Below are 21,619 nucleotides of genomic sequence, written 5' to 3' on the forward strand. Positions count from 1 at the left end.
TCGTGCTCCTTCCCCGCCCGGTGGTCCGGGTCGGTCGGCAACGCGCCATGCGGCGCGATCGTGGGGAAAGCCGGGACCCGGATCGGTCCCAGGACATGGGCGCGGGAAGGTACGCGCCGGGATGCGGGCGGGCCCGGGAGCCCGCCCATCCACTGTGCGGCGGCTTGCGCCGCCTCAGATCACGTAGGATCGGAGCGGCGGAAAGCCATTGAAGGCGACGGCCGAGTAGGTGGTCGTGTAGGCTCCCGTTCCTTCGATCAGCACCTTGTCGCCGATCTCGAGGCTCACGGGGAGCCAGTACGGCTCCTTCTCGTACAGCACGTCCGCGGAGTCGCAGGTGGGGCCTGCAAGCACGCACGGCGCCATCTCGTCCCCGTCATGGTCGGTGCGGACGGCGTAGCGGATCGCCTCGTCCATCGTCTCGGCGAGACCGCCGAACTTGCCGATGTCGAGATAGACCCAGCGCACCTCGTCATCGTCCGACTTCCGCGAAACCAGCACCACCTCGGCCTCGATGATGCCGGCGTTGCCGACCATGCCGCGCCCGGGCTCGATGATCGTCTCGGGCAGGCGGTTGCCGAAGTGCTTCGACAGCGCGCGGAAGATCGACTCGCCGTAGCTCTCCACGCCCGGGATCTCCTTCAGGTACTTCGTCGGGAAGCCCCCGCCGAGGTTGACCATCGAGAGATGGATGCCGCGCTCGGCGCACTCCCGGAAGATCTCGGACGCGGATGCGAGCGCCGAGTCCCAGGCTTCCGTGTTGCGCTGCTGCGAACCGACGTGGAAGGAGACGCCGTAAGCCTCCAGCCCGAGGCGGTGAGCATGCTCCAGCACGTCCGTCGCCATCTCCGGCACGCAGCCGAACTTGCGCGACAGCGGCCACTCGGCGCCTGCCCCGTCGCACAGGATGCGGCAGAACACGCGCGAGCCGGGCGCCACGCGGGCGATCTTCTCGACTTCCGCCTTGCAGTCGACAGCGAAGAGACGCACGCCCAACTCGAAGGCGCGTGCGACGTCGCGCTCCTTCTTGATGGTGTTGCCGAAGGAGACGCGCTCGGCGGTGGCGCCGGCAGCGAGGGCCATCTCGACCTCGGCCACGGACGCCGTGTCGAAGCACGAGCCGAGGCTGGCAAGGAGCGACAGCACCTCCGGCGCGGGGTTCGCCTTGACGGCGTAGAACACGCGCGTGTCCGGCAAAGCATGGGCGAAGGCGAGGTAGTTCTCGCGCACGATGTCGAGGTCGAGGACAAGGCACGGGCCGTCCTCGCGTCGCGAGCGAAGGAAATCGCGGATGCGTGCGGTCATGGCACGAATCTCCCAAGGTCTGGGGACGCGCGGCAGCGCGCCCATTGTGAGCCCCGGGTGACGGTCCCACGGCGCGGCGCGATGGAGACGCGGCGCCGGGTGAGATCACCCGCGATGACTGCCTTGGATTGGACCGGGGAGTGACCCGCTCCGCACGCCTGGCAAGATGGACAAGCCTCTTCGGTGACCCGGCCTTTGGAGGGCCGGACGAGACCAAAAAAGCCCGCTCCGTCGTTGCTTTAAGTCGCGTCCCCTGTGGAGAGCAGGGTTCGCCGGTTTCGCCTCCGGCTGCTGGTCAGAGTTCGAGACGCGGCGATCTCTCGCCGGGATCATCGACAGGGGGTTCCCACCCCGCTGCTCCCGATCCTGTCCCGGGCGGCTGTCCGGCCTCTTGTCCGGATGCCCACCGACCAGCACGCGACCACAGGCACGTGCGAAATTGGGCGAGGGCGTACATAAGGCCCGCGACCCTCGGGTACAAGAGTTTTCTTGAACGGATTTCTCCGGCCTTCAAAAGGACTGACGTGACACCTAACTCTCTGCTAACGAGTTCAAGGACATGACCCGCCCGAGCCCGGCGGGGCGAAGCCGTGTGGCCTTCGGCCGGCGGCGCGCAACGCCGGGGTACAGCACGCCCCACTGTCTCCCGAATCGCATTCTCCGAGCCAAGATGCCCGTCTCACGTCGCAGTTTCATGGAAAGTCTGGGCGCGCTCGGCGCAGCCCTCCTCTCGGCCCCCGCAGTCGCGCTGGCGCAGGACCAGAACGGCTCCGCCGCACCGCCCCAGCAGCCGAAGTTCGGCTATGAGGACGTGGTCAAGCGCGCCCGCGATCTCGCGGCGGCGCCCTTCGAACCCAACCCGCCGCCCCTGCCGGATGCGCTGGCCAAGCTCGACTATGACAGCTACCGCGACATCCGCTTCCGCGCCGACAAGGCCCTGCTGGGCGGCAATGGCGGCCAGTTCCGGATGCAGATGTTCCACCCGGGCTTCCTGTTCACGCGCCCGGTGGTGGTGAACGTCATCCGCGACGGCGTACCGGCGCCGGTGCCCTACTCCGCCTCGCTGTTCGACTACGGGAAGAACAAGTTCGAGCGCCCGCTGCCCGTCAACCTGGGCTTCGCCGGGTTCCGCCTGCACTACCCCCTCAACGATCCGCGCGTTCAGGACGAATTGATCTCGTTCCTCGGCGCGAGCTACTTCCGGTTCCTCGGCCGTCACCAGCGCTATGGCCTTTCGGCGCGTGGCCTCGCCATCGGGGTCGGCGCCAAGGAGACGGAGGAGTTCCCCCTCTTCCGCGAGTTCTGGATCGAGCAACCTTCGCCGGACGCCGACCGCGCCGTCATCTACGCCCTGCTCGACGGACAGTCGGTGACCGGCGCCTACCAGTTCTTCGTCTACCCGGCCGAGCAGACCGTGGTCGACGTGACGATGACGCTCTTCCCGCGCCGGCCCATCCCGCGCATCGGCATCGCGCCGCTGACCTCGATGTTCTTCGTCGGCGAGAACGACAAGCGCTTCAACGACGACTTCCGGCCGGAGCTGCACGATTCCGACGGCCTGCTGATGCAGACCGGGGCCGGCGAATGGATTTGGCGCCCACTCCGCAATCCCACCGAGATCACCATCTCGAGCTTCATCGACAAGGACCCGCGCGGGTTCGGGCTGATGCAGCGCGACCGCATCTTCGAGCACTACCAGGACCTCGACCTCGGCTACGAGGCGCGGCCGAGCTACTGGGTCGAGCCGAGGGGCCAGTGGGGCGACGGACGGATCGAGCTCGTCGAGATCCCGACAGGCGACGAGACGAACGACAACGTGGTCAGCTACTGGACGCCGAACGCAGCGCCCGAGCCGGGGCAGAACCTGGTCTGGGGTTATCGCGTCACGGCCGTGACCAAGGATTTCGCCCTTCATCCCGGCGGGAAGGCCTATCACACTTGGCAGACGCACCCCCGGGCTCTCGGCTCGTCGGAAGCCGCAGAGCCTGGCACGAGGCGGTTCATCATCGACTTCGGTGGCGGCGAGCTCGAATACTACCTGCCCGACCCGGAGAAGGTGCAGATCGTTCCGAGCATCTCGAATGGCCGCATCCTGCGCACCTGGCTCATCCCCAACACGAAGAGCCGCGGTTTCCGGGCCGGGATAGACGTGGCCGTCGACAAGGGCCAGTCCGCCGACATCCGCGCCTTCCTGAAGAGCGGCAACCGCGCGTTGACGGAAACGTGGACCTTCCCGTGGAAGGCGGAATGAGCGGGGTCAGGCGGCGCGGGGCGAGACGCTGACGTCGACCTGGAGTCCGGCGCGACCTGCGAGGTCGACCAACGTGTCGAGGCTGAACCTGTCCAGTCGGCCGCGCAGAAGGTCGTTCAGGCGGGGCTGGCTAATCCCGAGCCTCTCGGCAGCAGCGCTCTGAGTTTGCGCCCAGCTTTCGACTGCACCCTGAATGTGCCTCATGACGTCGGCTTTCGCTTTCAGGCTAAGCGCTTCTTCGTGTGTGTCCGAGAGAGCGTCCCAGACGCTCGCGAATGGCTGGCCGGTCATAGCCCAGTCTCCGTCCAGATCAGGGCGTAACGCGCCCGAGCCAACTCGATATCGTGGGCTGGCGTTTTCTGCGTCGCCTTTCGGAAGGCGTGAAGCACGTAGAGTCCGTCGGCCAGTTTTGCAACATAGATGACCCTGAACGCGCCTTCTGCGCTTCGAACCCTCAGTTCGGCGGCCCCTGCGCCTATGCTTGGCATTGGCTTCCAGTCGTTCGGAACGAGCCCGTGCTGAAGCCTGTCCAGTTGGAAACCGGCGGCCTGCCGCGGGCCACTTGGGAAAGCGCGCAGGTCGGTGAGACTGGACCCCAGGAAAACGACCCGTTTCATTTTTTAATACAAGAATTTGTATAGAAGAACAATCTTCTCGGCGAATGAAAAAATCTACCCCGCCGGATGCACCTCGCGCCAGTGGCGGGCAATGTCGATGCGCCGGGTGACCCAGACCTTGTCGTGCGAGAGCACGTAGTCGACGAAGCGTTCCAGCGCCGCCGAGCGGCCGGGCCTGCCGACGAGGCGGCAGTGCAGGCCGATGTTGAACATCTTGGCCTGCCCCTCCCCTCCCTCGCGGTAGAGCACGTCGAAGCTGTCCTTGAGATAGGTGAAGAACTGGTCGCCGCTGTTGAAGCCCTGCGGGGTGGCGAAACGCATGTCGTTGGAATCGAGCGTGTAGGGCAGCACGAGGTGGGGGCCCTTGGGGCCCGACACCCAGTAGGGCAGGTCGTCGGCATAGCTGTCGGAGGAGTAGAGGAAGCCACCCTCCTCGGCGACGAGCCGCTGCGTGTTCATGGAGCAGCGGCCGGTGTACCAGCCCAGCGGGCGCTCACCCGTGACCTCCGTGTGCAGGCGGATGGCCTGGGCGATCTGCCCGCGCTCCTCCTCCTCGCTCATGTCCTTGTGCTCGATCCACTTCAGCCCGTGGCTGGCGATCTCCCAGCCGGCCTCCTGCATGGCCGCGGTCTGCTCGCGCCCGCGCGCCATGGCGGTGGCGACACCGTAGACGGTGACCGGGATGTTGCGGGACGTGAAGAGCCGCCACAGCCTCCAGAACCCGGCGCGCGCGCCGTACTCGTAGATTGTCTCCATGTTCCAGTGCCGTTGCCCCGGCCAGGGCTGGGCGCCGACGATCTCCGACAGGAAAGCCTCCGAGGCGGGATCGCCGTGGAGGATGTTGTTCTCGCCGCCCTCCTCGTAATTGATGACGAACTGCACGCAGATGCGCGCGTCGCCCGGCCAGCGCGGATCGGGCGGTGTCCGGCCATAGCCCGTCATGTCGCGCGGATAGGTCTCAGTCATCGTCGTCTCCCTGTCGTACCGTCAGGGAAGCGCGACGCGGGGCAGCGTGCAAGCCGCAGTGGCCGAATGGCTGTGTTCTAGCCGCCCGGCGCCAGATCGAACGCGGCGACGTCCGCGAGGAGTTCGACAAAGGCACGCGCGCCGTGCTGAACGGCCGCGCGCCCCCACTCGGCCGATGCAAGCGAGGCGTTTCCCAGGGCGCCTTCGGGGTTCAGGTCCTGGGCCATCCAGGAAAAGCCGGCAGGCCGCGAAGCCCGTAGACGCTTGAAGCGCGTTTCCATTTCCGCCCCGCGCGAGGAAAAATCGGCCAACCGGTCGCGCCGGACGAGGTCTGGCCGGAAGGCCAGCATGATCGAGGTCTCGGCGAAACCGCCGTGCCAGTCATGGGCGAGATCGATACCGTCCGGCGCCGGCGGGTGTCCCAGACGGGCCCAGGAGGTCGTAACGGCAATCATTCGGGACTGCACACGCAGTTCCTGCGCCGCAAGCTCCATTGCCGGGCCGTTTCCGCCATGCGAGCTCACGAGGACGACCCGCCTGCAGCCGGTCCGTGCCACACCTTCGCCGATCGCGGTCCACGCGGAAACGGCGTCTCGCGGTGCGAGCGAAAGCGTGCCGGGAAAGGCGAGGTGCTCGTGCGAGCAGCCGACCTCCTGCACCGGCAGGATCAGGGCGGGCAGTTCGTCCGGCAGGGCCTCACGTACGGCCGCGAGGAAGAAGCCCATGATCAGGCTGTCGACACCCAGCGGCAGATGCGGCCCGTGCTGTTCCGTTGCGGCGACCGGAAGCACGGCCACGGCACCGGCCAAGGCGCCGGATTCGATGTCGGCGCGGCCGAGTTCCGACCACAGGCGGGGAAAGGGCATGGCGAGGCTCCGGAGCGGCGACGCCGGAGGATGCCCAAGCGCCGCCTTATTGGCTATACGGGGCCGACCCTTTTGCCTGGAGAGCGATGGATGAAAGCCGCAGCCGACGAGATCGCGAGCGCCGGCCAGCCTCTGGCCGAGCTGCGCGGCGTCGGGCGGGTCTTCCCCACGGGCACAGCGGCGCTGGCGGGCGTCGACTTGACCGTGCGCGAGGGCGAGTTCCTCTCCCTGCTCGGCCCCTCCGGCTGCGGCAAGACGACCATCCTGCGCATCCTCGCAGGGCTCGACGAGCCGACATCGGGGACGGTCGCAGGCCCGGTGTTGCCGCTGCGCAAGGCGGGCGGAGTCGGCTACGTCTTCCAGGACGCGACCCTGATGCCGTGGGCGAGCGTTGCCGACAACGTCTACCTCCCGCTGCGGATCGCCGGTACGCCGCGCCGTGACGCGGACGGTGCGATTGGCGAGATGCTCAGTCTCGTCGGGATCAGCGAGGCCGCGAGGCTGCTGCCGCACGAACTGTCCGGCGGTATGCGGATGCGCGTTTCCATCGCGCGGGCCCTCGTGACGCGTCCCGGGCTCCTGCTGATGGACGAGCCTTTTGCGGCGCTCGACGAGATCACCCGCTTCAGGCTGAACGACGATCTCGTGCGGCTGGCGGCCGAACTCGGCTGCACCGTCGTTTTCGTGACGCACTCGATCTACGAGAGCGTGTTCCTGTCCGATCGGATCGCGATGATGCCGCCGCGTCCCGGACGGATAGCGCGCGAGCTGCGCATCGAATTTCCGCAACCGCGCACGGCAGCGTTGCGGCGCAGCCCCGCCTATCAGGCCGCCTGCGCAGAGGCGTCGGCACTGTTCGAGGACGTGGTCAGGAGCTGAGCAGGCTCACCACGAGACCGGCCGCCGTGACGACGCCGAGCGTCTCGAACAGGCCGCGGCGCAGCACCAGAAGCATGAGCACCGCCAGCGCGCAGAGGCCGGCGCTGTCCAGCCTGACGCTGGAGGGATCGACGGTCGGGATCCGGAACGGGCCCGCCGCCGCCTCGCCCACATCTGCGAAGAGCACGTGGAGGCCGAACCACACGGCCACGTAGGCGATGACGCCGACGACCGCGGCGCTGATTGCGGCGAGCGCTCCGCCCAGGGCTTGGTTGTGGCGCAAGCGCTCGATGTAGGGCGCGCCCGCGAAGATCCACAGGAACGACGGCGCGAAGGTGACCCACGTCGTCATCGCCGCGGCGAGGACGGCCGAGACCGCCGGGTTGAGCGGTCCGGGCGCGCGAAGGCCGGCGAGGAAGCCGACGAACTGCGTGACGAGGATGGTCGGGCCGGGCGTCGTCTCGGCGAGGCCGAGACCATCGACCATCTGGGCCGGGGAGAGCCACCCCTTGGTCTCCACCGCGGCCTGGGCAAGCCAGGCCAAGAGCGCGTAGGCCCCGCCGAAGGTGAGGGCCGCCAGCTTAGCGAAGAAAAGCCCGACGTCGACCAGCACATGGCCCGGCCCGAGCACCGCCGCCGCGGCCGCAACCGGTGCAAACCATACGGCGAGCCACAGGACGACGACGCGAAGGGTCGCCATCCATGGCGGGCTGACCGCCGAGCCCGGCGCTTTGCCCGACGACGGAGCCGCACCCAGGGCCCCTGGCCAGTTCCGAACCACGACGGCGCCCAGCAATCCCGCGCCGACTACGATGGCAGGGAAAGGCAGCCCCAGCAGGATGGTGGCAGTGAAGGCGACGATAGCCAGCGCCACGGCGAGCCGCGTCTTCAGGGCTCGCCGCCCGATCCGGATGACGGCATCCACGACGATGGCCAGCACCGCCGCCTTGAGCCCCAGGAACAGTGCCGCGACAAATGGGATGTGTCCCGCATAGGCATAGACGAGGCTCAGCCCCAGCATCACCAACGCGCCGGGCAGCACGAAGAGGAGTCCGGCGACGAGCCCTCCCCGCGTCCCGTGCAGCAGCCAGCCGACATAGGTTGCGAGTTGCTGTGCCTCGGGGCCCGGCAGGAGCATGCAGAAGTTCAGCGCATGCAGGAACCGCTGCTCGTCCAGCCAGCGCCGCTCCTCGACGACGAGGCGGTGCAGCATTGCGATCTGGGCGGCAGCGCCCCCGAACGACAGGAAGCCGATCTTCGCCCAGAGCCGCGCGGCCTCCCCGAGGGTCGCCGGGGGCACGGCGGCCCGTTCGTCATGGTCGGGCATGGCCGCTGCGGTCATCGGCCTGCGTTCCGGCCATCATGCAGGGGAGACGCGCGCCGGAGCCAGTCGCCGGCAGCACTGCGCTGCGCTACAGGAGGACGGGGCTGGAGCCGGGCTGGGGGCATGAAGGAGGCGAGCGACGGGGCCGCTTCGCGCGACGCGAAGCGCGAGCGCCTGCTGGGCATCGGCATGATGTGCGGCGCGCTCCTTTGCTTCTCCGGCCTCGATACCAGCGCCAAGTATCTGGGGCACCTGCTGCCCAACGTTCAGATCGTCTGGGCGCGGTACTTCTTCAGCGTCGTCATCATCTTCACCGTCGTGAATCCCTGGACGACGCCGGGCGTCCTGCGCACGCGCCGTCCGGTCGTGCAGTTGGTCCGCTCGCTGCTGGTCCTGTGCTCGACCCTGCTCAATTTCCTCGCGCTCCGCTACCTGCAGCTGGCCGAGACCACCTCGATCACGTTCGCCACGCCGCTCATTGTCGCGCTGCTGGCCGTGCCGGTGCTGGGCGAGAAGGTCGGCGCCCAGAGGCTGGGTGCCATCATCGTCGGCTTCACGGGTGTCCTCGTCGTCACGCGCCCGGGCGTGGGCCACGTCCACCCGGCGGCGATCCTCTCCATCGGAGCAGCCTTCTGCTACGCCGGCTACGCCATCATGACGCGCATGCTGGCGGGCTGGGACCGGACAGAGACGACCCTCGTCTATTCCGGCATCGCCGGGGTGCTGGTCCTTCTGCCGGCCCTGCCGTTCGTTTGGGTGACACCGTCGGGCGCGCTGCAATGGGGCCTGATGGTCGCCATGGGCGCTTTCGGCACGGTGGGGCACTGGCTGCTGATCTCGGCGCATCAGCGTGCGCCGGCCGTGGTGCTGTCGCCCTTCATGTACACCCAGCTGATCTGGATGACGGGGCTGGGCTACGTCGTCTTCGGCGACCTGCCCGACATGTACACGCTGGCCGGCGCCGCGATCGTGGTTGCGTCCGGACTGTACCTGCTCAGCCTCGAGCGGCGGCGACCCTGAGTGTCACACCGCGGCGGAATGCCGCGCGGCGCCTGCATGGAGATAGGCGTCGAAGGCCGCCGCGGCGAGACGCATGAAGGGCCTGCCTTCCAGGGTCAGCGTGATCCTGCGCCCATCGCGTACCAGGACGCCCTGCTGCGCCAGCCCGTCCAGTTCCTCCGCGGCATCGTCCATCGCCGTTGCGTCGCCGAGCATGGTCCTGGAGATTGCGCCGAAATCCACGGCGAAGTCGCACATCAGCCGCTCGATGACGGCGGCGCGGGCAAGGTCTTCTCCCGAGAAGGCGACGCCCCGCGTAACGGGGATCGAGCCCGCTTCGACGGCCCTGCGCCAGCCGCCATTGTCGGACGCATTCTGCACGTAGCCCTCCGGCAGCCGACCAACTGACGACGGGCCGAGGCCCAGCAGCGCGTCGGCGCTGTCGGTTGTGTAGCCCTGGAAGTTGCGGCGCAGCGTTCCGTTGCGCGCCGCGACGGCCATGGGGTCGTCAGGCCGGGCAAAGTGGTCCAACCCGATCGTCTCGTATCCGAAGCCCTCGAGTGTCTCCCGCGCGGCGTTGGCCTGGGCGATGCGCTCGGCGGCTCCCGGAAGCGTCGCGGCATCGATGAGCCGCTGGTGCACCTTGAACCAGGGGACGTGGGCGTAGCCGAAGATCGCCAGCCTCGAGGGGGACAGCCCGGCAGCCAGCTCCGCCGTGCGCCGAACCTCGGCCAGCCCCTGGAAGGGCAGGCCATACATCAGGTCGAGGTTGACGGCCGAGATGCCGGCATCGCGCAGCATCGTCACGCAGTCCACGACCGTCTCGTACGGCTGGACGCGTCCGATCGCCTCCTGCACCTTGAGGTTCATGTCCTGGACGCCGAGGCTCGCCCGGTTGATGCCGATCCCGGCAAGCGCCGCGACGAGTTCCCGCCCGACGGTGCGGGGATCGAGCTCGATGGCGTGCTCGCGCATGGCGGAGAGGTCGAAGGCCTCGCCGATCCGGCCGGCGAGGCGTCTCAGCCGCTCCGGCCCCAGCAGGCTCGGGGTGCCGCCGCCCCAATGGATGTGGGTCACCTTTCGTGCGCGCGTTGCCGCGGCGAGATTCGCGATCTCGCGCTCGACCGTCTCGACATAGGCGTCGAGCGGCTCTTCCCGGCGCACAGCCTTCGTATGGCAACCGCAATAGGTGCAGATCGTCCGGCAATACGGCACGTGGACGTAGAGCGAGAGGGTCGCCGTGCGGGGAAGGTCGGCGAGCCAGGCAGCGGCGAGTGTCCCGTCAACGGCCGGGCCGAAATGCGGCGCCGTGGGGTAGCTCGTGTAGCGCGGGACGGCGCGTTCGGCCAGGACGAGAGAGGTGGGGAGAGTGCTCATCCCCCTTTGTCGCAGGACCCGGGGCAGCTCTCTTTGACGAACGTCAATGCGGACCGCCCCGGGCGAGATTCTGCGTCAGTCCTTCTTGGCAGGCTCCAGGTCGACGCCGTTCACGCCGGCGATGAAGGTCGCCAGCATCGGCACGAACTTGTCCAACTGGCCGGCGCCTCCAGCCAGCGCGAAGGAGTTCTTCACCGCGTTGCCGAGCGGGTTAGCGACGCCGGCCGCGTCCGCCATGGACTCCAGGTAGCGCAGGTCCTTGAACGCGTTGGACAGCGTGAACTTGTGCGCCTCGGGATCGCGGTCCAGCGTCCACTTCATGAAGGTCTGGTAGAAGCCGCAATCCATGCGGCCGCCTCGGATCACTGCGTCGAAGCGCGCCGGCGTGATGCCGACCTTCTGCGCCAGCGTCAGTGCTTCGGCGTAGAGCGCCGCGTAGCCGAGCGACACGAAGTTGTTGAGGAGCTTCATGCGGTGTCCGTCCCCGGTGCCGCCGATATGCACGACCCGGCCGGCCCAGGTGTCGATGACGGGCTTCACGCGGGCGAAGACGGCGTCGCTAGCCCCGACCATGCAGTCCAGCGTGCCCTCCCAGGCCTCCTTCGGCGTGCGGGAGAGTGGCGCGTCGACATAGTCGATGCCGAGCGGGGCGAGGTCTGCGGCGAGAGCGAGGGTCGAGTTGGGGTCGGCTGTCGAGCAGTCGACAATCACGGAGCCCTTCTTCATGGTCTCCTTCAGGCCGCCCGGCCCGCGCACGATCGCCTCCACCTCCGGCGACCCGGTGACGCACAGGAAGACGATGCTGGAGGCAGCGCCGACTTCGCCCACGCTGCCCGTTTCGCGTGCGCCACGCTTGACGAGGTCGTCGATCGGAGCCCGGTTCTTGCGCGCAAGGACGGTCAGCGGATAGCCCTTCTCGACGATGTTCTTGGCCATGCCATGGCCCATCAGGCCCACGCCGATGAAGCCGACACGTTCGGTGGGTTCACTCACTGCTTCCTCCCCTGTACATTCGCTTGCTGCCCGCAGCGCCGCCGGGCCGCGGGCATATGAAGCGAGCCGGACGCAACAGGCAAGCAGGGCGAATGCACGGGGGGAATGACGAGCGCGTCGATCAGGGACGCGTGACGCTGCAGGCGATCGCCGAGCGGCTGTCCGTGTCGACGGCCACGGTTTCGCTGGCGTTGCGGGGCAATTCCGTGGTGGCGGAGGCGACGCGTGAGCGGGTTCGCCGCGTCGCCGAGGAGATGGGCTACGTCTACAACCGCAGCGCGGCGTCGTTGCGGACGGACCGCTCGCAGATCGTGGCGGTCGGCATTCACGACGTCACCAACCCGTACTTCGCGGAACTGCTGGGCGTGCTGGACGAACAGGTCGGCGAGGTCGGGCGATCGCTTCTCCTGGGTACCTATGGCGAAAGCCGCGAGAGGCAGCAGCGCGTCCTGCGCACACTGAAGGAATACCGCCCGGACGGGATCGTGTTCTGTCCCGCCGACGGCAGTCTCCTGGAAGACTTCGTCAGCCTCGCCGCGAGCCGCATCCCGGCGGTCCAGATCGCGCGCTATGTCGAGGGCCTCGCCTTCGACTTCGTCGGCTGCGACGATTGCGGCGCCATCGGGCTCGGGATCGACCACCTCGTCGAACTCGGGCACAGGCGCATCGCCATGATCGGCGGTTCGGAGCGGACCTCAACCGGGCGCGATCGGCTGCGCGGCTACCGCGAGGCGCTCTCCCGCCACGGCCTGCAATATGATCGGGCCCTCGTCCAGACCGGTCACGGGACCCGCGACCATGGCATGCGCGCCATCGGCGCCGTGCTTCAGGCCGACCCGAAGCCCACGGCGGCGGTGTGCTTCAGCGATCTCGTCGCTTTCGGCGCGATGCTGGGGCTCCGTCATGCCGGGCTCGAGGCGGGACAGGACTTCTCCATCGTCGGGTGCGACGACGTCGCCGAGGCTGCGCTCTGGTTTCCGGCACTCACGACGTTGCGCCTGAAGCCCAGGGATCTCGGCCGCCACGCAGCGGCATTCCTGCACAGCCGCATCGCCAACCCGGCGCTGCCGCCACGCCGGCTCGTGCTCCCGGCGGAGCTCGTGGTGCGCGCCTCGGCAGTGCCAGCCTGATCCGCGGCGCGGCTTGCCCGGGGGCGCCCCGGCGGACAGAATGCCGCTGCGGTGACGAATCGAGAGAGTATGGGCGGTTGGCATGAGCAGTTTGAAGAGTGTCGAGATCCTCGCCGCCGGCCGCATGATGCCGCTGATCACCGATCAGTTGGAGGCCAGCTTCACCCTGCACAGGCTGCCGGACGAGGCGGAGCGGGAGGCGTTCTTCAGGGAGGTCGGGCCCCGCATCCGGGGCATGGCCACCGGCGGCCACGTGGCAACGGACGGCGCGCTGATGAGCCGCATGCCGTCCCTTGAGATCGTCGCCAATTTCGGTGTCGGCTACGACACGGTTGATGCCGCCTGGGCCGGCAAGCACGGCATCGTCGTCACCAACACGCCCGACGTCCTCACGGACGAAGTCGCCGACACGACGTTCGGCCTCCTGCTGATGACCGTGCGCGAGCTCTCGAAGGCCGAGGCGTGGCTGCGGCAGGGCCGGTGGGAGAAGGAGGGGCCCTACCCCCTCACCCATGGCACGCTGCGGGGTAAGCGGGTCGGCATTCTGGGGCTCGGGCGGATCGGCAAGGTGATCGCAGCCCGCTGCGAGGCCTTCGGGCTGGCGGTGGCCTACCACGGCCGGAGCAGGCAGGACGACGTACCCTACCGGTACGTGCCCTCGCTCATCGATCTGGCGAAGGAGTCCGACATCCTGATCAGCGTTGCCCCCGGCGGAGCCGCGACCCACCACATGATCGGCCGCGAGGTGTTCCAGGCGCTGGGGCCGCAAGGCGTCTTCATCAATGTCGGGCGCGGCAGCGTCGTGGACGAAGCGGCCCTGGTGGAGGCGCTTCGCTCCAAAACCATCTTCATGGCGGGCCTGGACGTGTTCGAGCACGAGCCACACGTCCCGGCCGAACTGATCGCACTCGACAATGCAGTGCTGCTGCCGCATGTCGGGTCGGCCACCCATCACACCCGCGGCCGAATGGGCCAGCTCGTCGTCGACAACGTCACGTCATGGTTCTCGGGCAAGGGCCCGGTCACGCCGGTCTCCGAGACACCGTGGCCGAGGGCGTGAGAGGGAGATGCCGATGAGGGCGATGCCGCGCCTGACGCTGGCCGGGTGCCTGGCGCTCCTGCTGGTCGCCGGAGGCGCCGCCCGCGCCGCCACCGCTGAAGCTCCTGCTCCCACCGCGCTGGTCAGCGCGATGGCGGGCGGCTGGGAGCTGGCGGACGGCAAGTCCGGGCGCAAGTGCCGGCTGACGCTCACCGACAACCCCGTTCCGCACGGCTACGGCCTCGGCGCGCCGCCGGCCTGCCGCACGGCCGTCCCGCTCCTCGTCCAGGCATCGGCATGGACGCTGACGCCGGAGAAGCGCATCGAATTCCTCGATGCGTCCGGCAAGGCCGTCCTCGGCTTCGACAGGGCCAACGCGCCGGGCGCCTTCACCGCGAGCCAGGGCGGAAGCTTTACGCTGGCTGCGGTGGGCGGCACGAAGGACGCCCCGCGTTCGGCCGTCGTTGCCGCCGCGCTGGATGCGAAGGCAGCCGCCCCCGCCACGCCGGAAGCCGTGCTGCCGCCGCTGAGCCCCGACGAGATCGTCGGCACCTGGGGGATGGCGCGCGAGCGGTTCAAGCCGCTCTGCTCGATCGACCTGCTTCCGGCGCGTGGAAAAAAGGTTGGCACGTTTGCCGCGAAGCTCTCCGGCGGCTGCATCGACATCGGGCTGAAAGTCTTCAGCCCGATCGCGTGGCGCACCGACCGGGGCCGGCTGGTCCTGATCGCGGCCAAGGGTCACGAGCAGAGCTTCGCGCCGGGCAAGGACGGCGTCTTCGGGAAGGACCCGCCGTCGGGGGCCGAGCTCTACATGCGCAAGCAGTAGGCTCAGGCGCGCCAGACCACGACGAGTTCGCGCCCGTCGCCCCCGGCCGGAACCGACACGCGAAGTTCCCCGCCCTCGTCGCGTGTCACCGCCGGCTGGCCGCCGACCGTCGCCAGCAGCACGGACCCAGGAGGAACGCGCGGCAGGGTGATCTCCCCGGCTCCGTCCGGCAGCACCATGGAGACGTGCCCGGTCTCAAAGCGCAGCCGGCTCAGGCGGCCCCGGATGCCGGTGCGCATCAGGACGCGCTCACCGCAGACCAGCTCCAGCACACCCTCCTCGACCCGCAGCGTGGCAAGTCCCGCAGGTGTGCGCAGCGGGCCCATGCCGACGTTGCCGCCGTCATTGACCACCGTCCATCCATGCCAGGGCGAGACGTCGAGGATCTCGCCGACAGCCATCATCGGCATCAGCGCGCCCCAGCCGTAGAAGCCCTCCGTGTCCGGCTGGTCCAGCGGCTCGCCGGTCACGGCATTGTAGTTCTCCGGGCAGAGCCGCCTGTCCCACGCCGAGCGGAACAGGCGCTCGCTGTCTCGGGCCAGAGCCGTGGCCTCGGCGAACCGCCCGTAGCGGCGCAACCCTTGCCAGATCGTCCAGTTGAGCGGCGGCCAGACGCGCCCGCGCCAGTAGACATTGTGGTGGAACGAGGGATCGTCCCGGCTGACGCTGGGCACGCGGAACTCGCCGCCGAAGGTCCCGTCATCGGCGAGATGGCGCAGAAGGCTCTCCACCTGCTCCTCGTCGGCGGCGGCGGCAATCAGTGGGTAGAAGCTGGTCGGCCCGACGCTGCGCACGAAGCCGCCGCCGCGCAGGCGGTTGGCGAAAATCCCGCGCGAGGCATCCCACAGTTCCGTGCGGATGTTCGTCCGCGTACGCTCGGCGAGGTGGGCAAACTTGGTCGCCTCAGCCTCGTGGCCGAGCTCGGCGGCGATGAGCGAAAGCATTTCCGCGTCGAGCGCCAGCATGCTATTGAGGCCGACATCGATCGTCGTCAGCGTCCGCGTCTCGGGGTCGTACTCCGCCTCGTCATGGATGGGCGAGTTGTCCATCGAGGATTCATTGCGGGCGCCGAACGAGGTGCCCTTGTAGAGCCCTTCCCCCACGTCGGACGTGCCGTAGGAGACGAGGCCGCGCCGCTCGGGATCGCGGTTCTCCCACCACCAGCGGTGGTTGCGGGCCAGCGTCTCCCACGCCTGCCGGAGCACGGCTTCGCCTCCGCCGCGCAGATAGAGCATCCAGACCAGCAGCGAGGCGACGGGGATCTGGGTGCGGTCCACCCAGGCGTCGTTGGCGGTGACGAGACAGGCCAGGTTGCCATGCGGCGTGACGTTTGCGAGAGCGGTGGCGAGGTTCTCGCGGGCCTGCTCCGGGTCGAACAGGCCGGCGAACAGCGCGGTGTAGAGCTGGTCGTCGAGCCAGACGCCGAAGCCGCCGAACTTGGTGAGGTCCCAGCTGCGGCTGATCGCGGTGTATGGGCGCCGGTTGACCGGGTCCCAGACCGTCAGCCAGCCGACGACGTCACGGATGGCGTCGAGCATGCCCTGTGACCGGCCGGTATGAATGGGCCGCGGAAGATCCCCGTGATCCCTGGCCGCGTCGCGGGCGCGGGCAGCGGCCAGCGCGAGATCATCCGCAACCGAGACGCCGAAGCCGAAGTCGGACTGCATTTCGAGGTTGAAGCGCAGGGCAAGCACAGGTGCCTCTTCCGCCCTCGCCGACAGCGAAAAGTATCCCTTTGCCTCGTAGTCGGCGGCCACCGCCTCGACCGTCTCGTGCCCGGTCACCTGGACCGGCTCGCTCCGGGGTGCGAGGGCGACGAACCGGTGCCCGACCTTGACCCATGCGACGCCGAACGAAGGATCCCATTGCACCGTCTCGCCGCCCTCGGCGGAGAGGCAGACGTTGACCCAGAAGCGCAGGCCCCACTCGCCGGTCTGGCGGGTCCGCCAGCCGCCCGAGAGATCGAACGGGCCCTGCTTTCGCCAGTGCCACTCCAGCAGCGTCCCGGCATGCTCGAGCTCCAGCGACACGGACGAGCCGTCCAGCGCGTGGACACCCTGCGTCAGCCCTTTCCCGGCCGGAAACAGCGTGGCCTTCCGGACGGAGTCGGCATAGGCGACCGGCGTCACCCGAACGCCCAGTGGCAGGAACACCATCTCCGCCGGCCGGCTCGACCACGTGTTCCAGGCGCGTTCAACGGGGATCGTGGTGTGGCGCAGCATGGGATGGGTCCGCTGGTTCGGAGCGCGGGTCTTCAGACCCGCCCTCTGCATGGCGAAAAAAGCGCGTCGGAAGACCTGCAGCCCGGCTGGTCAGCCGCGAGATCCGTGAGTGCGAGCGGACTTCCGCTTCCCGCTTTTACGCCCAGCCTTGTCATCCCCGGCCGGAGCGGCAGAGCCGCGGAGGGGAAGGGGATCCAGAGGCCAAAACGCGTCTGAGCAGAACGAGCCTGGTTCCCCTTCCCCGCCCTGCGGGCGGCCGGGGATGACAAGAGAGAGCCAAACATCACCGCCACGCCTGCAGGATCGTGGCGGTGTCCGCTATTTCGACCTGCTGGTCGAAGCGCGGGTAGACATGAGCCATCGCCGCCTCGTGCGCGGCCTGCGAGGAACTCGCCAGGGCGTCGGCGGCGAGCACGACGCGGTAGCCGAGGTCGATGGCTTGCATCACGCTCGAGAGAACGCAGACATCCGTCTCCACCCCGGTGACCACGAGCGTCGAGATGCCTTGCGCCGCCAGCAATTGGTGCAGGTCCGGCGGCCCGAAGGCGGAGTAACCGGGCTTGTCGATGACGGCCGCGGGTGGAACCAGCGAGGCGAACTCCCCAGCAAGCCCGATCAGCTCCGGATCCAGCCGTTCTCCGGTGAAGGCGCCCCAGCGCCGGTAGTAGCGCACCCATGCTCCGACGGCATGGTCGGCCGTCTCGGGCACCACGAAACGCGTGAACACCGTGCGCTCCGGCCGGTGCCGGGCGAGGGCAGCAACGTGGCGCAGGATGCCCGGGAGGCCCGGGACGTGCCACTCGCCGGGCTCGGCGAAGAGGCGCTGCACGTCGATGCAGAGATGGGCGGTCTCTGGCCCGAGCGGGCCGTGCGGCAGGGCCATCTCAGTCCTCCAGCGGCACGGCGTGGGCGGGGGAGAATGCCAGGTGCGCCTTCTCGCCGACCTGCGGCCCACCGCCCTCGCGGTTCTGGGCGAAGACCCGGAAGGTCCCGTCCATGATGCCGGCGGCCGGGCAGTCCAGCCGGTAGGTCGAGCTCGCGCCGGCATAGACCACCTGCCGGACGATGGCCTCGAGCCGGTTGCTCCCGTCCTCGGGTGTACCGGCAGGCACGAACGCGATCTTCTCAGGCCGGACGGCGAGCGTCACCGTGGTGCCCTGCGCGGGGAGTTGCAGGCTGCTGCGCAGCAGGCGGCCGCCCACCTGCACGCCCTCGGGCGTCGTGATGCCGGTGAGGAAGTTGGCGTCGCCGAGAAAGGCGGCGGAGAAGCGCGTCCGCGGATGCTCGTAGATCTCGCCCGGCGCTCCGTCCTGCACGATGCGGCCCCGGTCGAGGATGGCGATCCGGTCGGACAGCGTGAGCGCCTCCTCCTGGTCGTGCGTGACGAAGATCGTGGTCAGCCCGCTCTCGCGCTGGATGCGCCGGAGTTCCACCTGCATCTCGTGGCGCAGCCGCCGGTCGAGGGCAGACAGCGGTTCGTCCAGGAGGAGCACGGTGGGGTTGGTGACGATGGCGCGGGCCAGCGCGACGCGCTGCTGCTGTCCGCCGGAGAGCTGCTTCGGGCGGCGGTTCTCGAAGCCGGTGAGCCGGACGAGTTCCAGCGCGCGCGCCACTTCCCTGTTGGCTTCGGCACCTCTGACGCCGCGCCGGTGCAAGCCGAAGACGACGTTCTGCGCCACGCTCATGTGCGGGAAGAGGGCGTAGGACTGGAACACCATGCCGATGCGCCGCTTCCACACCGGCTCCTGTGTCACGTCGGCCCCGGCAATCGAAATGCGCCCCCGGTCGGGGTTCACGAAGCCGGCGATGATGCGCAGGAGCGTCGTCTTGCCCGAGCCGGACGGTCCCAGGAGGCTCGTGAACTTGCCGGCCTCGAAGCCGATCGAGACACCGCTGAGCACGGTCGTCAGGCCGTAGCTGCGCGAGACCCCCTCGACGTCAACGGCGCTCATCGGCCCGCCCCAGGTTGGAGAGCTGCGCAAAGACGAGGACGATGATCATCGAGGCTCCCAGCAGGATCGTCGACACTGCATTGATCTCGGGCGTGAAGCCCTTGCGGATCGAGGAATAGATTTCCACCGGCAGCGTGGCAAAGCCGGGGGTGGCGAGGAAATAGGACACCACGAACTGGTCGAGCGACACGGCGAAGGCGAACAGCGCCGCGGCGATGATGCTGGGCGCCAGCAGCGGAAGCGTGACGGAGATGAAGGCGCGCACCGGCGTGGCGCCGAGGCTCATCGCCGCCTCCTCCAGTTCCGGCCGGAGTGCCTGCAGGCCGGAGCCGACGACGATGACGACATAGGGGATGGCGAGCGCGACGTGGCCGAGCAGCATGGCGTGCAGGCCACGGCCGATTCCGGTCCAGAAAAAGAACACAAGCATGGACGTGCCGACGATGAGCCAGGGGATGGCGATCGGCGGCAGCAGCAGGATCTGCAACAGACTCCTGCCCCGCACCACGCGCCTGTCGAGGGCGACGGCGGCCAGCGTCCCGACCGTGGTGGCCACCACCATGGTGAAGAGCGCCACGAGAACGCTGTTGCTGCTGGCGGTCAGAAGCTTCTCGTTGCCGGCGAGATCGCTGAACCAGCGCGTCGTGAACGCGATCGGGAGCGTGTAGAATTGCGAGGCGTTGAACGCCATCAGCATCATCATGGCGATCGGCAGATAAAGGAAAGCGACGACGCCGAGGATCCAGGCGAGACCGAGCCGGCGCATCACCGCCCTCCCCCGGTCGCCCCGGCCAGCCTGCCGCGCAGCACGCGGGAGAACGCCGCAAAGATCACCAGCACCACCGCCAGCATGGTGAAGGACAGCGCCGAGCCGAGCGGCCAGTTGAAGCCCTGGGTGAACTGGTCCTCGATGGCGGTGCCGAGCACGATGCCCGACTTCCCGCCGAGAATGCGCGGCTCCATGAAGCTGCCGATGACCGGCACGAAGATCAGCACGGCGCCCGCGAGGATCCCCGGCGCGGCGAGCGGCAGGACGATTTTCCAGAACACCACCGGCGCGCGGGCGCCGAGGCTCTCCGCCGCCTCGAACACCTGGTCGTCTATCGACTGGATGGCGAGGTAGCAGGTCAGGATCATGTAGGGCAGGTAGGCATGCACCAGCCCGATGACGATGGCCGGGGTGCTGTAAAGGATGCCGAGCGGCGGGGCCGACGGCCAAGCGGCGTGGATCAGCCAGTCCAGCACGCCGCCGTCGCGCAGCACCATCGTCCACGAGAAGACGCGCACCAGCCCGTTGGACCAGAAGGGCAGGATGATGAGCAGGAACAGGATCGACCTGAACCGCCCCTGCGTCGCCCGCGACAGAGCGAGCGCGGCGGGCAGGCCGATGGCGACGCACAGGCCGGTGGTCCAAAGCCCCAGCGACAGTGACGACAAAGCGAGGTCGATGAGGTAGGGCCGCCGCGCGAAGGCGAGATAGTGCTCGATGGTGAAGCCGACCTGGCGGCCGCCTATCGGCGCGGCCGTCAGGAAGCTGAAGGCGAACATCGTGAGGAGCGGCAGGAATACGGCGATGGTCAGCCAGCCATAGGCGGGCAGCAGCATCGCGGCGGTGGTGATCCACCGCCGCCTCTCGCCCGGCCCTGCAGCGGCGGCCGGCGCTTCCGCCCCGGCCGTCACGGCAGTCGTCCTGCGTCGCGCCCGTTCACTTGGCGTAGAAGGCCTTCACCTCGGTCCAGGTATCGACGAAGGACTGGCGGACCTCGTCCGACAAGGGGCCGTTGATCTGCATCTTCGACAGGTATTTGGGGTCGTGGACGATCTTGTTGAGATCGTCGGCCGGCAGCGCGTTCATCGCCGCCGTGTTGGCCGAGGCCGGCGCTCCCACCTTGGTCGCCCACTCCACGTAGAAGCCGGGGTCGATCATGTAGTTGATGAAGGCGGCTGCGGCGTCCTTGTTCTTGCTGGAGGTCGGGATGGTCAGCGTATCCAGCCAGCCGATCGGGCCTTCCTTCGGGACGATGAACTCGACCGGCAGTTTGGAATTGCGGAACGAGCGCACGGCTGCGCCGGACCAGTACAGCGAGATGTCGAACTGTTCGGCGGCGAAGGCCTTGTTCCACTCGTCCTCGGACTGCCAGAGCAGCTTGACGTTGGGCTTCAGCGACTTCAGCTTCTCGGCCGCGGCCTTCAGGTCCTTCGGGGCGTTGATGTCCTGGCCGGTCATCATGCAGCCGAGCGCGATGGCGACGATCGGGTCGTCGTTCATCGCGAAGCGGTCCTTCCACTTCGGATCGAGGAACACGTCGAAGCTGACGTCCTTGCCGACCTTCCCCTGCCGTGCGCCGATGGCCGTCATGCCCCAGAGCCAGGCGACGCCGTAGGGCTTGCCGTCCACCACGAAGTTCGGGTGCATCTTCAACGCGGGATCGAGATCCTTCGCGTTGGGAAACTTCGAGAGGTCCACCGCGTCGACGAATCCGTCGGTCAGCTGGCGCACCCGGCCGCTGTTGACCAGCACGACGTCATAGGCGCCGGGGTTGGTCTGGACCTTGGTGATCATCTCCGATTCGGCGTTGAAGTAGTCGTGCTTGACCTCGATGCCGGTCTTCTCCTGGAAGAGCTTCAGCGCCCACGGCTCGTCGGTGCCGTAGCCCTGCCAGTTCAGAACCGTAATCGTCGTCGCAGCTTTCGCGGACGAGGCGCCGAGCCCCGTTCCGGCCAGCGCCCCCGCGCCGAGCATCAGGTTGAACTGCCGCCTGTCCAGACGCATCGTCATCACTACCCTCCACGGAAAGCAGGCTCTGCGGCCCGCGCCGGCGCGTTGTGCGCCTTGGTGAAGGGGAGCTTATGGCGTCTTTTGCAGCCGCGCG

19 protein-coding genes and 1 pseudogene are annotated in these 21,619 nt (G+C 68.4%); 6 read left to right on the forward strand and 14 right to left on the reverse strand.

All coding sequences use genetic code 11. The features are described 5' to 3' along the window. Positions 1 to 174 precede the first annotated feature (174 nt). Positions 175 to 1,305, reverse strand: coding sequence for a type III PLP-dependent enzyme (locus AC5JCN_RS11755; protein WP_495755248.1), 1,131 nt, complete (start codon positions 1,303 to 1,305; stop codon positions 175 to 177). A gap of 670 nt (positions 1,306 to 1,975) precedes the next feature. Between AC5JCN_RS11755 and AC5JCN_RS11760 the strand changes: the two genes are divergently transcribed. After that, entirely contained in the window at positions 1,976 to 3,556 is a 1,581-nt protein-coding gene (locus AC5JCN_RS11760) for an OpgD/OpgG family glucan biosynthesis protein (RefSeq protein WP_495755249.1), read from the forward strand. A 6-nt stretch (positions 3,557 to 3,562) separates the two neighbouring features. On the opposite strand, the gene AC5JCN_RS11765 is transcribed toward AC5JCN_RS11760, so the two are convergent. The 4 genes and pseudogenes from AC5JCN_RS11765 to AC5JCN_RS11780 form a co-directional block, all read right to left on the reverse strand. Continuing rightward, positions 3,563 to 3,847: a helix-turn-helix domain-containing protein gene (locus AC5JCN_RS11765; RefSeq protein ID WP_495755250.1), complete on the reverse strand. Its 285-nt coding sequence runs from the start codon at positions 3,845 to 3,847 to the stop codon at positions 3,563 to 3,565. Next, the gene (locus AC5JCN_RS11770) at positions 3,844 to 4,173 is read right to left on the reverse strand and encodes a type II toxin-antitoxin system RelE/ParE family toxin (protein WP_495755251.1); all 330 of its coding nucleotides are present in this window, start codon (positions 4,171 to 4,173) and stop codon (positions 3,844 to 3,846) included. The genes AC5JCN_RS11765 and AC5JCN_RS11770 overlap by 4 nt, the downstream gene beginning before the upstream one ends. Positions 4,174 to 4,239: 66 nt before the next feature. Beyond that, a pseudogene (gene puuE / locus AC5JCN_RS11775) lies at positions 4,240 to 5,139 on the reverse strand (allantoinase PuuE); the annotation flags it as partial. Positions 5,140 to 5,216: 77 nt separating this feature from the next. Continuing rightward, positions 5,217 to 6,005, reverse strand: a complete 789-nt coding sequence (locus AC5JCN_RS11780; RefSeq protein ID WP_495755252.1) for a creatininase family protein — start codon at positions 6,003 to 6,005, stop codon at positions 5,217 to 5,219. 90 nt (positions 6,006 to 6,095) lie between these two features. Between AC5JCN_RS11780 and AC5JCN_RS11785 the strand changes: the two genes are divergently transcribed. Further along, complete coding sequence (locus tag AC5JCN_RS11785; RefSeq protein WP_495755253.1) at positions 6,096 to 6,884, forward strand: ABC transporter ATP-binding protein; 789 nt, start codon at positions 6,096 to 6,098, stop codon at positions 6,882 to 6,884. On the opposite strand, the gene chrA is transcribed toward AC5JCN_RS11785, so the two are convergent. Then, positions 6,874 to 8,226 carry a chromate efflux transporter gene (gene chrA, locus AC5JCN_RS11790; RefSeq protein WP_495755254.1) on the reverse strand — a complete coding sequence of 451 codons (1,353 nt, stop codon included), beginning with the start codon at positions 8,224 to 8,226 and terminating at the stop codon, positions 6,874 to 6,876. The genes AC5JCN_RS11785 and chrA overlap by 11 nt on opposite strands. 105 nt (positions 8,227 to 8,331) lie before the next feature. On the opposite strand from chrA, the gene AC5JCN_RS11795 reads away from it, so the two are divergent. Beyond that, complete coding sequence (locus AC5JCN_RS11795) at positions 8,332 to 9,228, forward strand: DMT family transporter (RefSeq protein ID WP_495755255.1); 897 nt, start codon at positions 8,332 to 8,334, stop codon at positions 9,226 to 9,228. Between the two features lie 3 nt (positions 9,229 to 9,231). Here the strand turns inward: AC5JCN_RS11795 and hemN are convergent, their stop codons facing one another. Beyond that, entirely contained in the window at positions 9,232 to 10,584 is a 1,353-nt protein-coding gene (gene hemN / locus AC5JCN_RS11800) for an oxygen-independent coproporphyrinogen III oxidase (RefSeq protein WP_495755256.1), read from the reverse strand. Between the two features lie 75 nt (positions 10,585 to 10,659). Then, complete coding sequence (locus tag AC5JCN_RS11805) at positions 10,660 to 11,577, reverse strand: NAD(P)-dependent oxidoreductase (RefSeq protein WP_495755257.1); 918 nt, start codon at positions 11,575 to 11,577, stop codon at positions 10,660 to 10,662. A 92-nt stretch (positions 11,578 to 11,669) separates the two neighbouring features. Between AC5JCN_RS11805 and AC5JCN_RS11810 the strand changes: the two genes are divergently transcribed. The 3 genes from AC5JCN_RS11810 to AC5JCN_RS11820 all read left to right on the forward strand — a co-directional run bounded on the left by AC5JCN_RS11810 (position 11,670) and on the right by AC5JCN_RS11820 (position 14,572). Further along, entirely contained in the window at positions 11,670 to 12,707 is a 1,038-nt protein-coding gene (locus AC5JCN_RS11810; protein WP_495755258.1) for a LacI family DNA-binding transcriptional regulator, read from the forward strand. Positions 12,708 to 12,789: 82 nt separating this feature from the next. After that, a complete protein-coding gene (locus AC5JCN_RS11815; protein WP_495755259.1) occupies positions 12,790 to 13,767 on the forward strand; it encodes a 2-hydroxyacid dehydrogenase in 978 nt (325 codons plus the stop codon). Between the two features lie 13 nt (positions 13,768 to 13,780). Then, complete coding sequence (locus AC5JCN_RS11820; protein ID WP_495755260.1) at positions 13,781 to 14,572, forward strand: AprI/Inh family metalloprotease inhibitor; 792 nt, start codon at positions 13,781 to 13,783, stop codon at positions 14,570 to 14,572. Between the two features lie 2 nt (positions 14,573 to 14,574). On the opposite strand, the gene AC5JCN_RS11825 is transcribed toward AC5JCN_RS11820, so the two are convergent. From AC5JCN_RS11825 to AC5JCN_RS11850, 6 genes are all read right to left on the reverse strand, one after another. Further along, positions 14,575 to 16,794 (reverse strand): amylo-alpha-1,6-glucosidase, encoded by a 2,220-nt coding sequence (locus AC5JCN_RS11825; RefSeq protein WP_495755261.1) that lies wholly within the window; start codon positions 16,792 to 16,794, stop codon positions 14,575 to 14,577. Between the two features lie 283 nt (positions 16,795 to 17,077). Further along, the gene (locus AC5JCN_RS11830) at positions 17,078 to 17,677 is read right to left on the reverse strand and encodes a cysteine hydrolase family protein (protein WP_495755262.1); all 600 of its coding nucleotides are present in this window, start codon (positions 17,675 to 17,677) and stop codon (positions 17,078 to 17,080) included. Between the two features lies 1 nt (position 17,678). After that, entirely contained in the window at positions 17,679 to 18,746 is a 1,068-nt protein-coding gene (locus tag AC5JCN_RS11835; RefSeq protein WP_495755263.1) for an ABC transporter ATP-binding protein, read from the reverse strand. Further along, the gene (locus AC5JCN_RS11840; protein ID WP_495755264.1) at positions 18,733 to 19,512 is read right to left on the reverse strand and encodes an ABC transporter permease; all 780 of its coding nucleotides are present in this window, start codon (positions 19,510 to 19,512) and stop codon (positions 18,733 to 18,735) included. Before AC5JCN_RS11840 ends, AC5JCN_RS11835 begins: the two co-directional genes overlap by 14 nt. Then, positions 19,512 to 20,351, reverse strand: coding sequence for an ABC transporter permease (locus tag AC5JCN_RS11845; RefSeq protein WP_495755506.1), 840 nt, complete (start codon positions 20,349 to 20,351; stop codon positions 19,512 to 19,514). The genes AC5JCN_RS11840 and AC5JCN_RS11845 overlap by 1 nt, the downstream gene beginning before the upstream one ends. Positions 20,352 to 20,451: 100 nt before the next feature. After that, the gene (locus AC5JCN_RS11850) at positions 20,452 to 21,525 is read right to left on the reverse strand and encodes an ABC transporter substrate-binding protein (protein ID WP_495755265.1); all 1,074 of its coding nucleotides are present in this window, start codon (positions 21,523 to 21,525) and stop codon (positions 20,452 to 20,454) included. Between the last annotated feature and the right edge of the window lie 94 nt (positions 21,526 to 21,619).

This window comes from Alsobacter sp. (assembly GCF_059501845.1).

Excerpts from the sequence above, each read along its gene's own strand:
- AC5JCN_RS11845 (WP_495755506.1), bottom strand. The coding sequence starts at position 20,351 with ATGCTGCTGCCCGCCTATGGCTGGCTGACCATCGCCGTATTCCTGCCG.
- chrA (WP_495755254.1), bottom strand. The coding sequence starts at position 8,226 with ATGACCGCAGCGGCCATGCCCGACCATGACGAACGGGCCGCCGTGCCC.
- AC5JCN_RS11850 (WP_495755265.1), bottom strand. The coding sequence starts at position 21,525 with ATGACGATGCGTCTGGACAGGCGGCAGTTCAACCTGATGCTCGGCGCG.
- AC5JCN_RS11835 (WP_495755263.1), bottom strand. The coding sequence starts at position 18,746 with ATGAGCGCCGTTGACGTCGAGGGGGTCTCGCGCAGCTACGGCCTGACG.
- hemN (WP_495755256.1), bottom strand. The coding sequence starts at position 10,584 with ATGAGCACTCTCCCCACCTCTCTCGTCCTGGCCGAACGCGCCGTCCCG.
- AC5JCN_RS11780 (WP_495755252.1), bottom strand. The coding sequence starts at position 6,005 with ATGCCCTTTCCCCGCCTGTGGTCGGAACTCGGCCGCGCCGACATCGAA.
- AC5JCN_RS11770 (WP_495755251.1), bottom strand. The coding sequence starts at position 4,173 with ATGAAACGGGTCGTTTTCCTGGGGTCCAGTCTCACCGACCTGCGCGCT.
- AC5JCN_RS11795 (WP_495755255.1), top strand. The coding sequence starts at position 8,332 with ATGAAGGAGGCGAGCGACGGGGCCGCTTCGCGCGACGCGAAGCGCGAG.
- AC5JCN_RS11820 (WP_495755260.1), top strand. The coding sequence starts at position 13,781 with ATGAGGGCGATGCCGCGCCTGACGCTGGCCGGGTGCCTGGCGCTCCTG.
- AC5JCN_RS11760 (WP_495755249.1), top strand. The coding sequence starts at position 1,976 with ATGCCCGTCTCACGTCGCAGTTTCATGGAAAGTCTGGGCGCGCTCGGC.
- AC5JCN_RS11785 (WP_495755253.1), top strand. The coding sequence starts at position 6,096 with ATGAAAGCCGCAGCCGACGAGATCGCGAGCGCCGGCCAGCCTCTGGCC.
- AC5JCN_RS11810 (WP_495755258.1), top strand. The coding sequence starts at position 11,670 with ATGCACGGGGGGAATGACGAGCGCGTCGATCAGGGACGCGTGACGCTG.
- AC5JCN_RS11815 (WP_495755259.1), top strand. The coding sequence starts at position 12,790 with ATGAGCAGTTTGAAGAGTGTCGAGATCCTCGCCGCCGGCCGCATGATG.
- AC5JCN_RS11765 (WP_495755250.1), bottom strand. The coding sequence starts at position 3,847 with ATGACCGGCCAGCCATTCGCGAGCGTCTGGGACGCTCTCTCGGACACA.
- AC5JCN_RS11755 (WP_495755248.1), bottom strand. The coding sequence starts at position 1,305 with ATGACCGCACGCATCCGCGATTTCCTTCGCTCGCGACGCGAGGACGGC.
- AC5JCN_RS11830 (WP_495755262.1), bottom strand. The coding sequence starts at position 17,677 with ATGGCCCTGCCGCACGGCCCGCTCGGGCCAGAGACCGCCCATCTCTGC.
- AC5JCN_RS11825 (WP_495755261.1), bottom strand. The coding sequence starts at position 16,794 with ATGCTGCGCCACACCACGATCCCCGTTGAACGCGCCTGGAACACGTGG.
- AC5JCN_RS11840 (WP_495755264.1), bottom strand. The coding sequence starts at position 19,512 with ATGCGCCGGCTCGGTCTCGCCTGGATCCTCGGCGTCGTCGCTTTCCTT.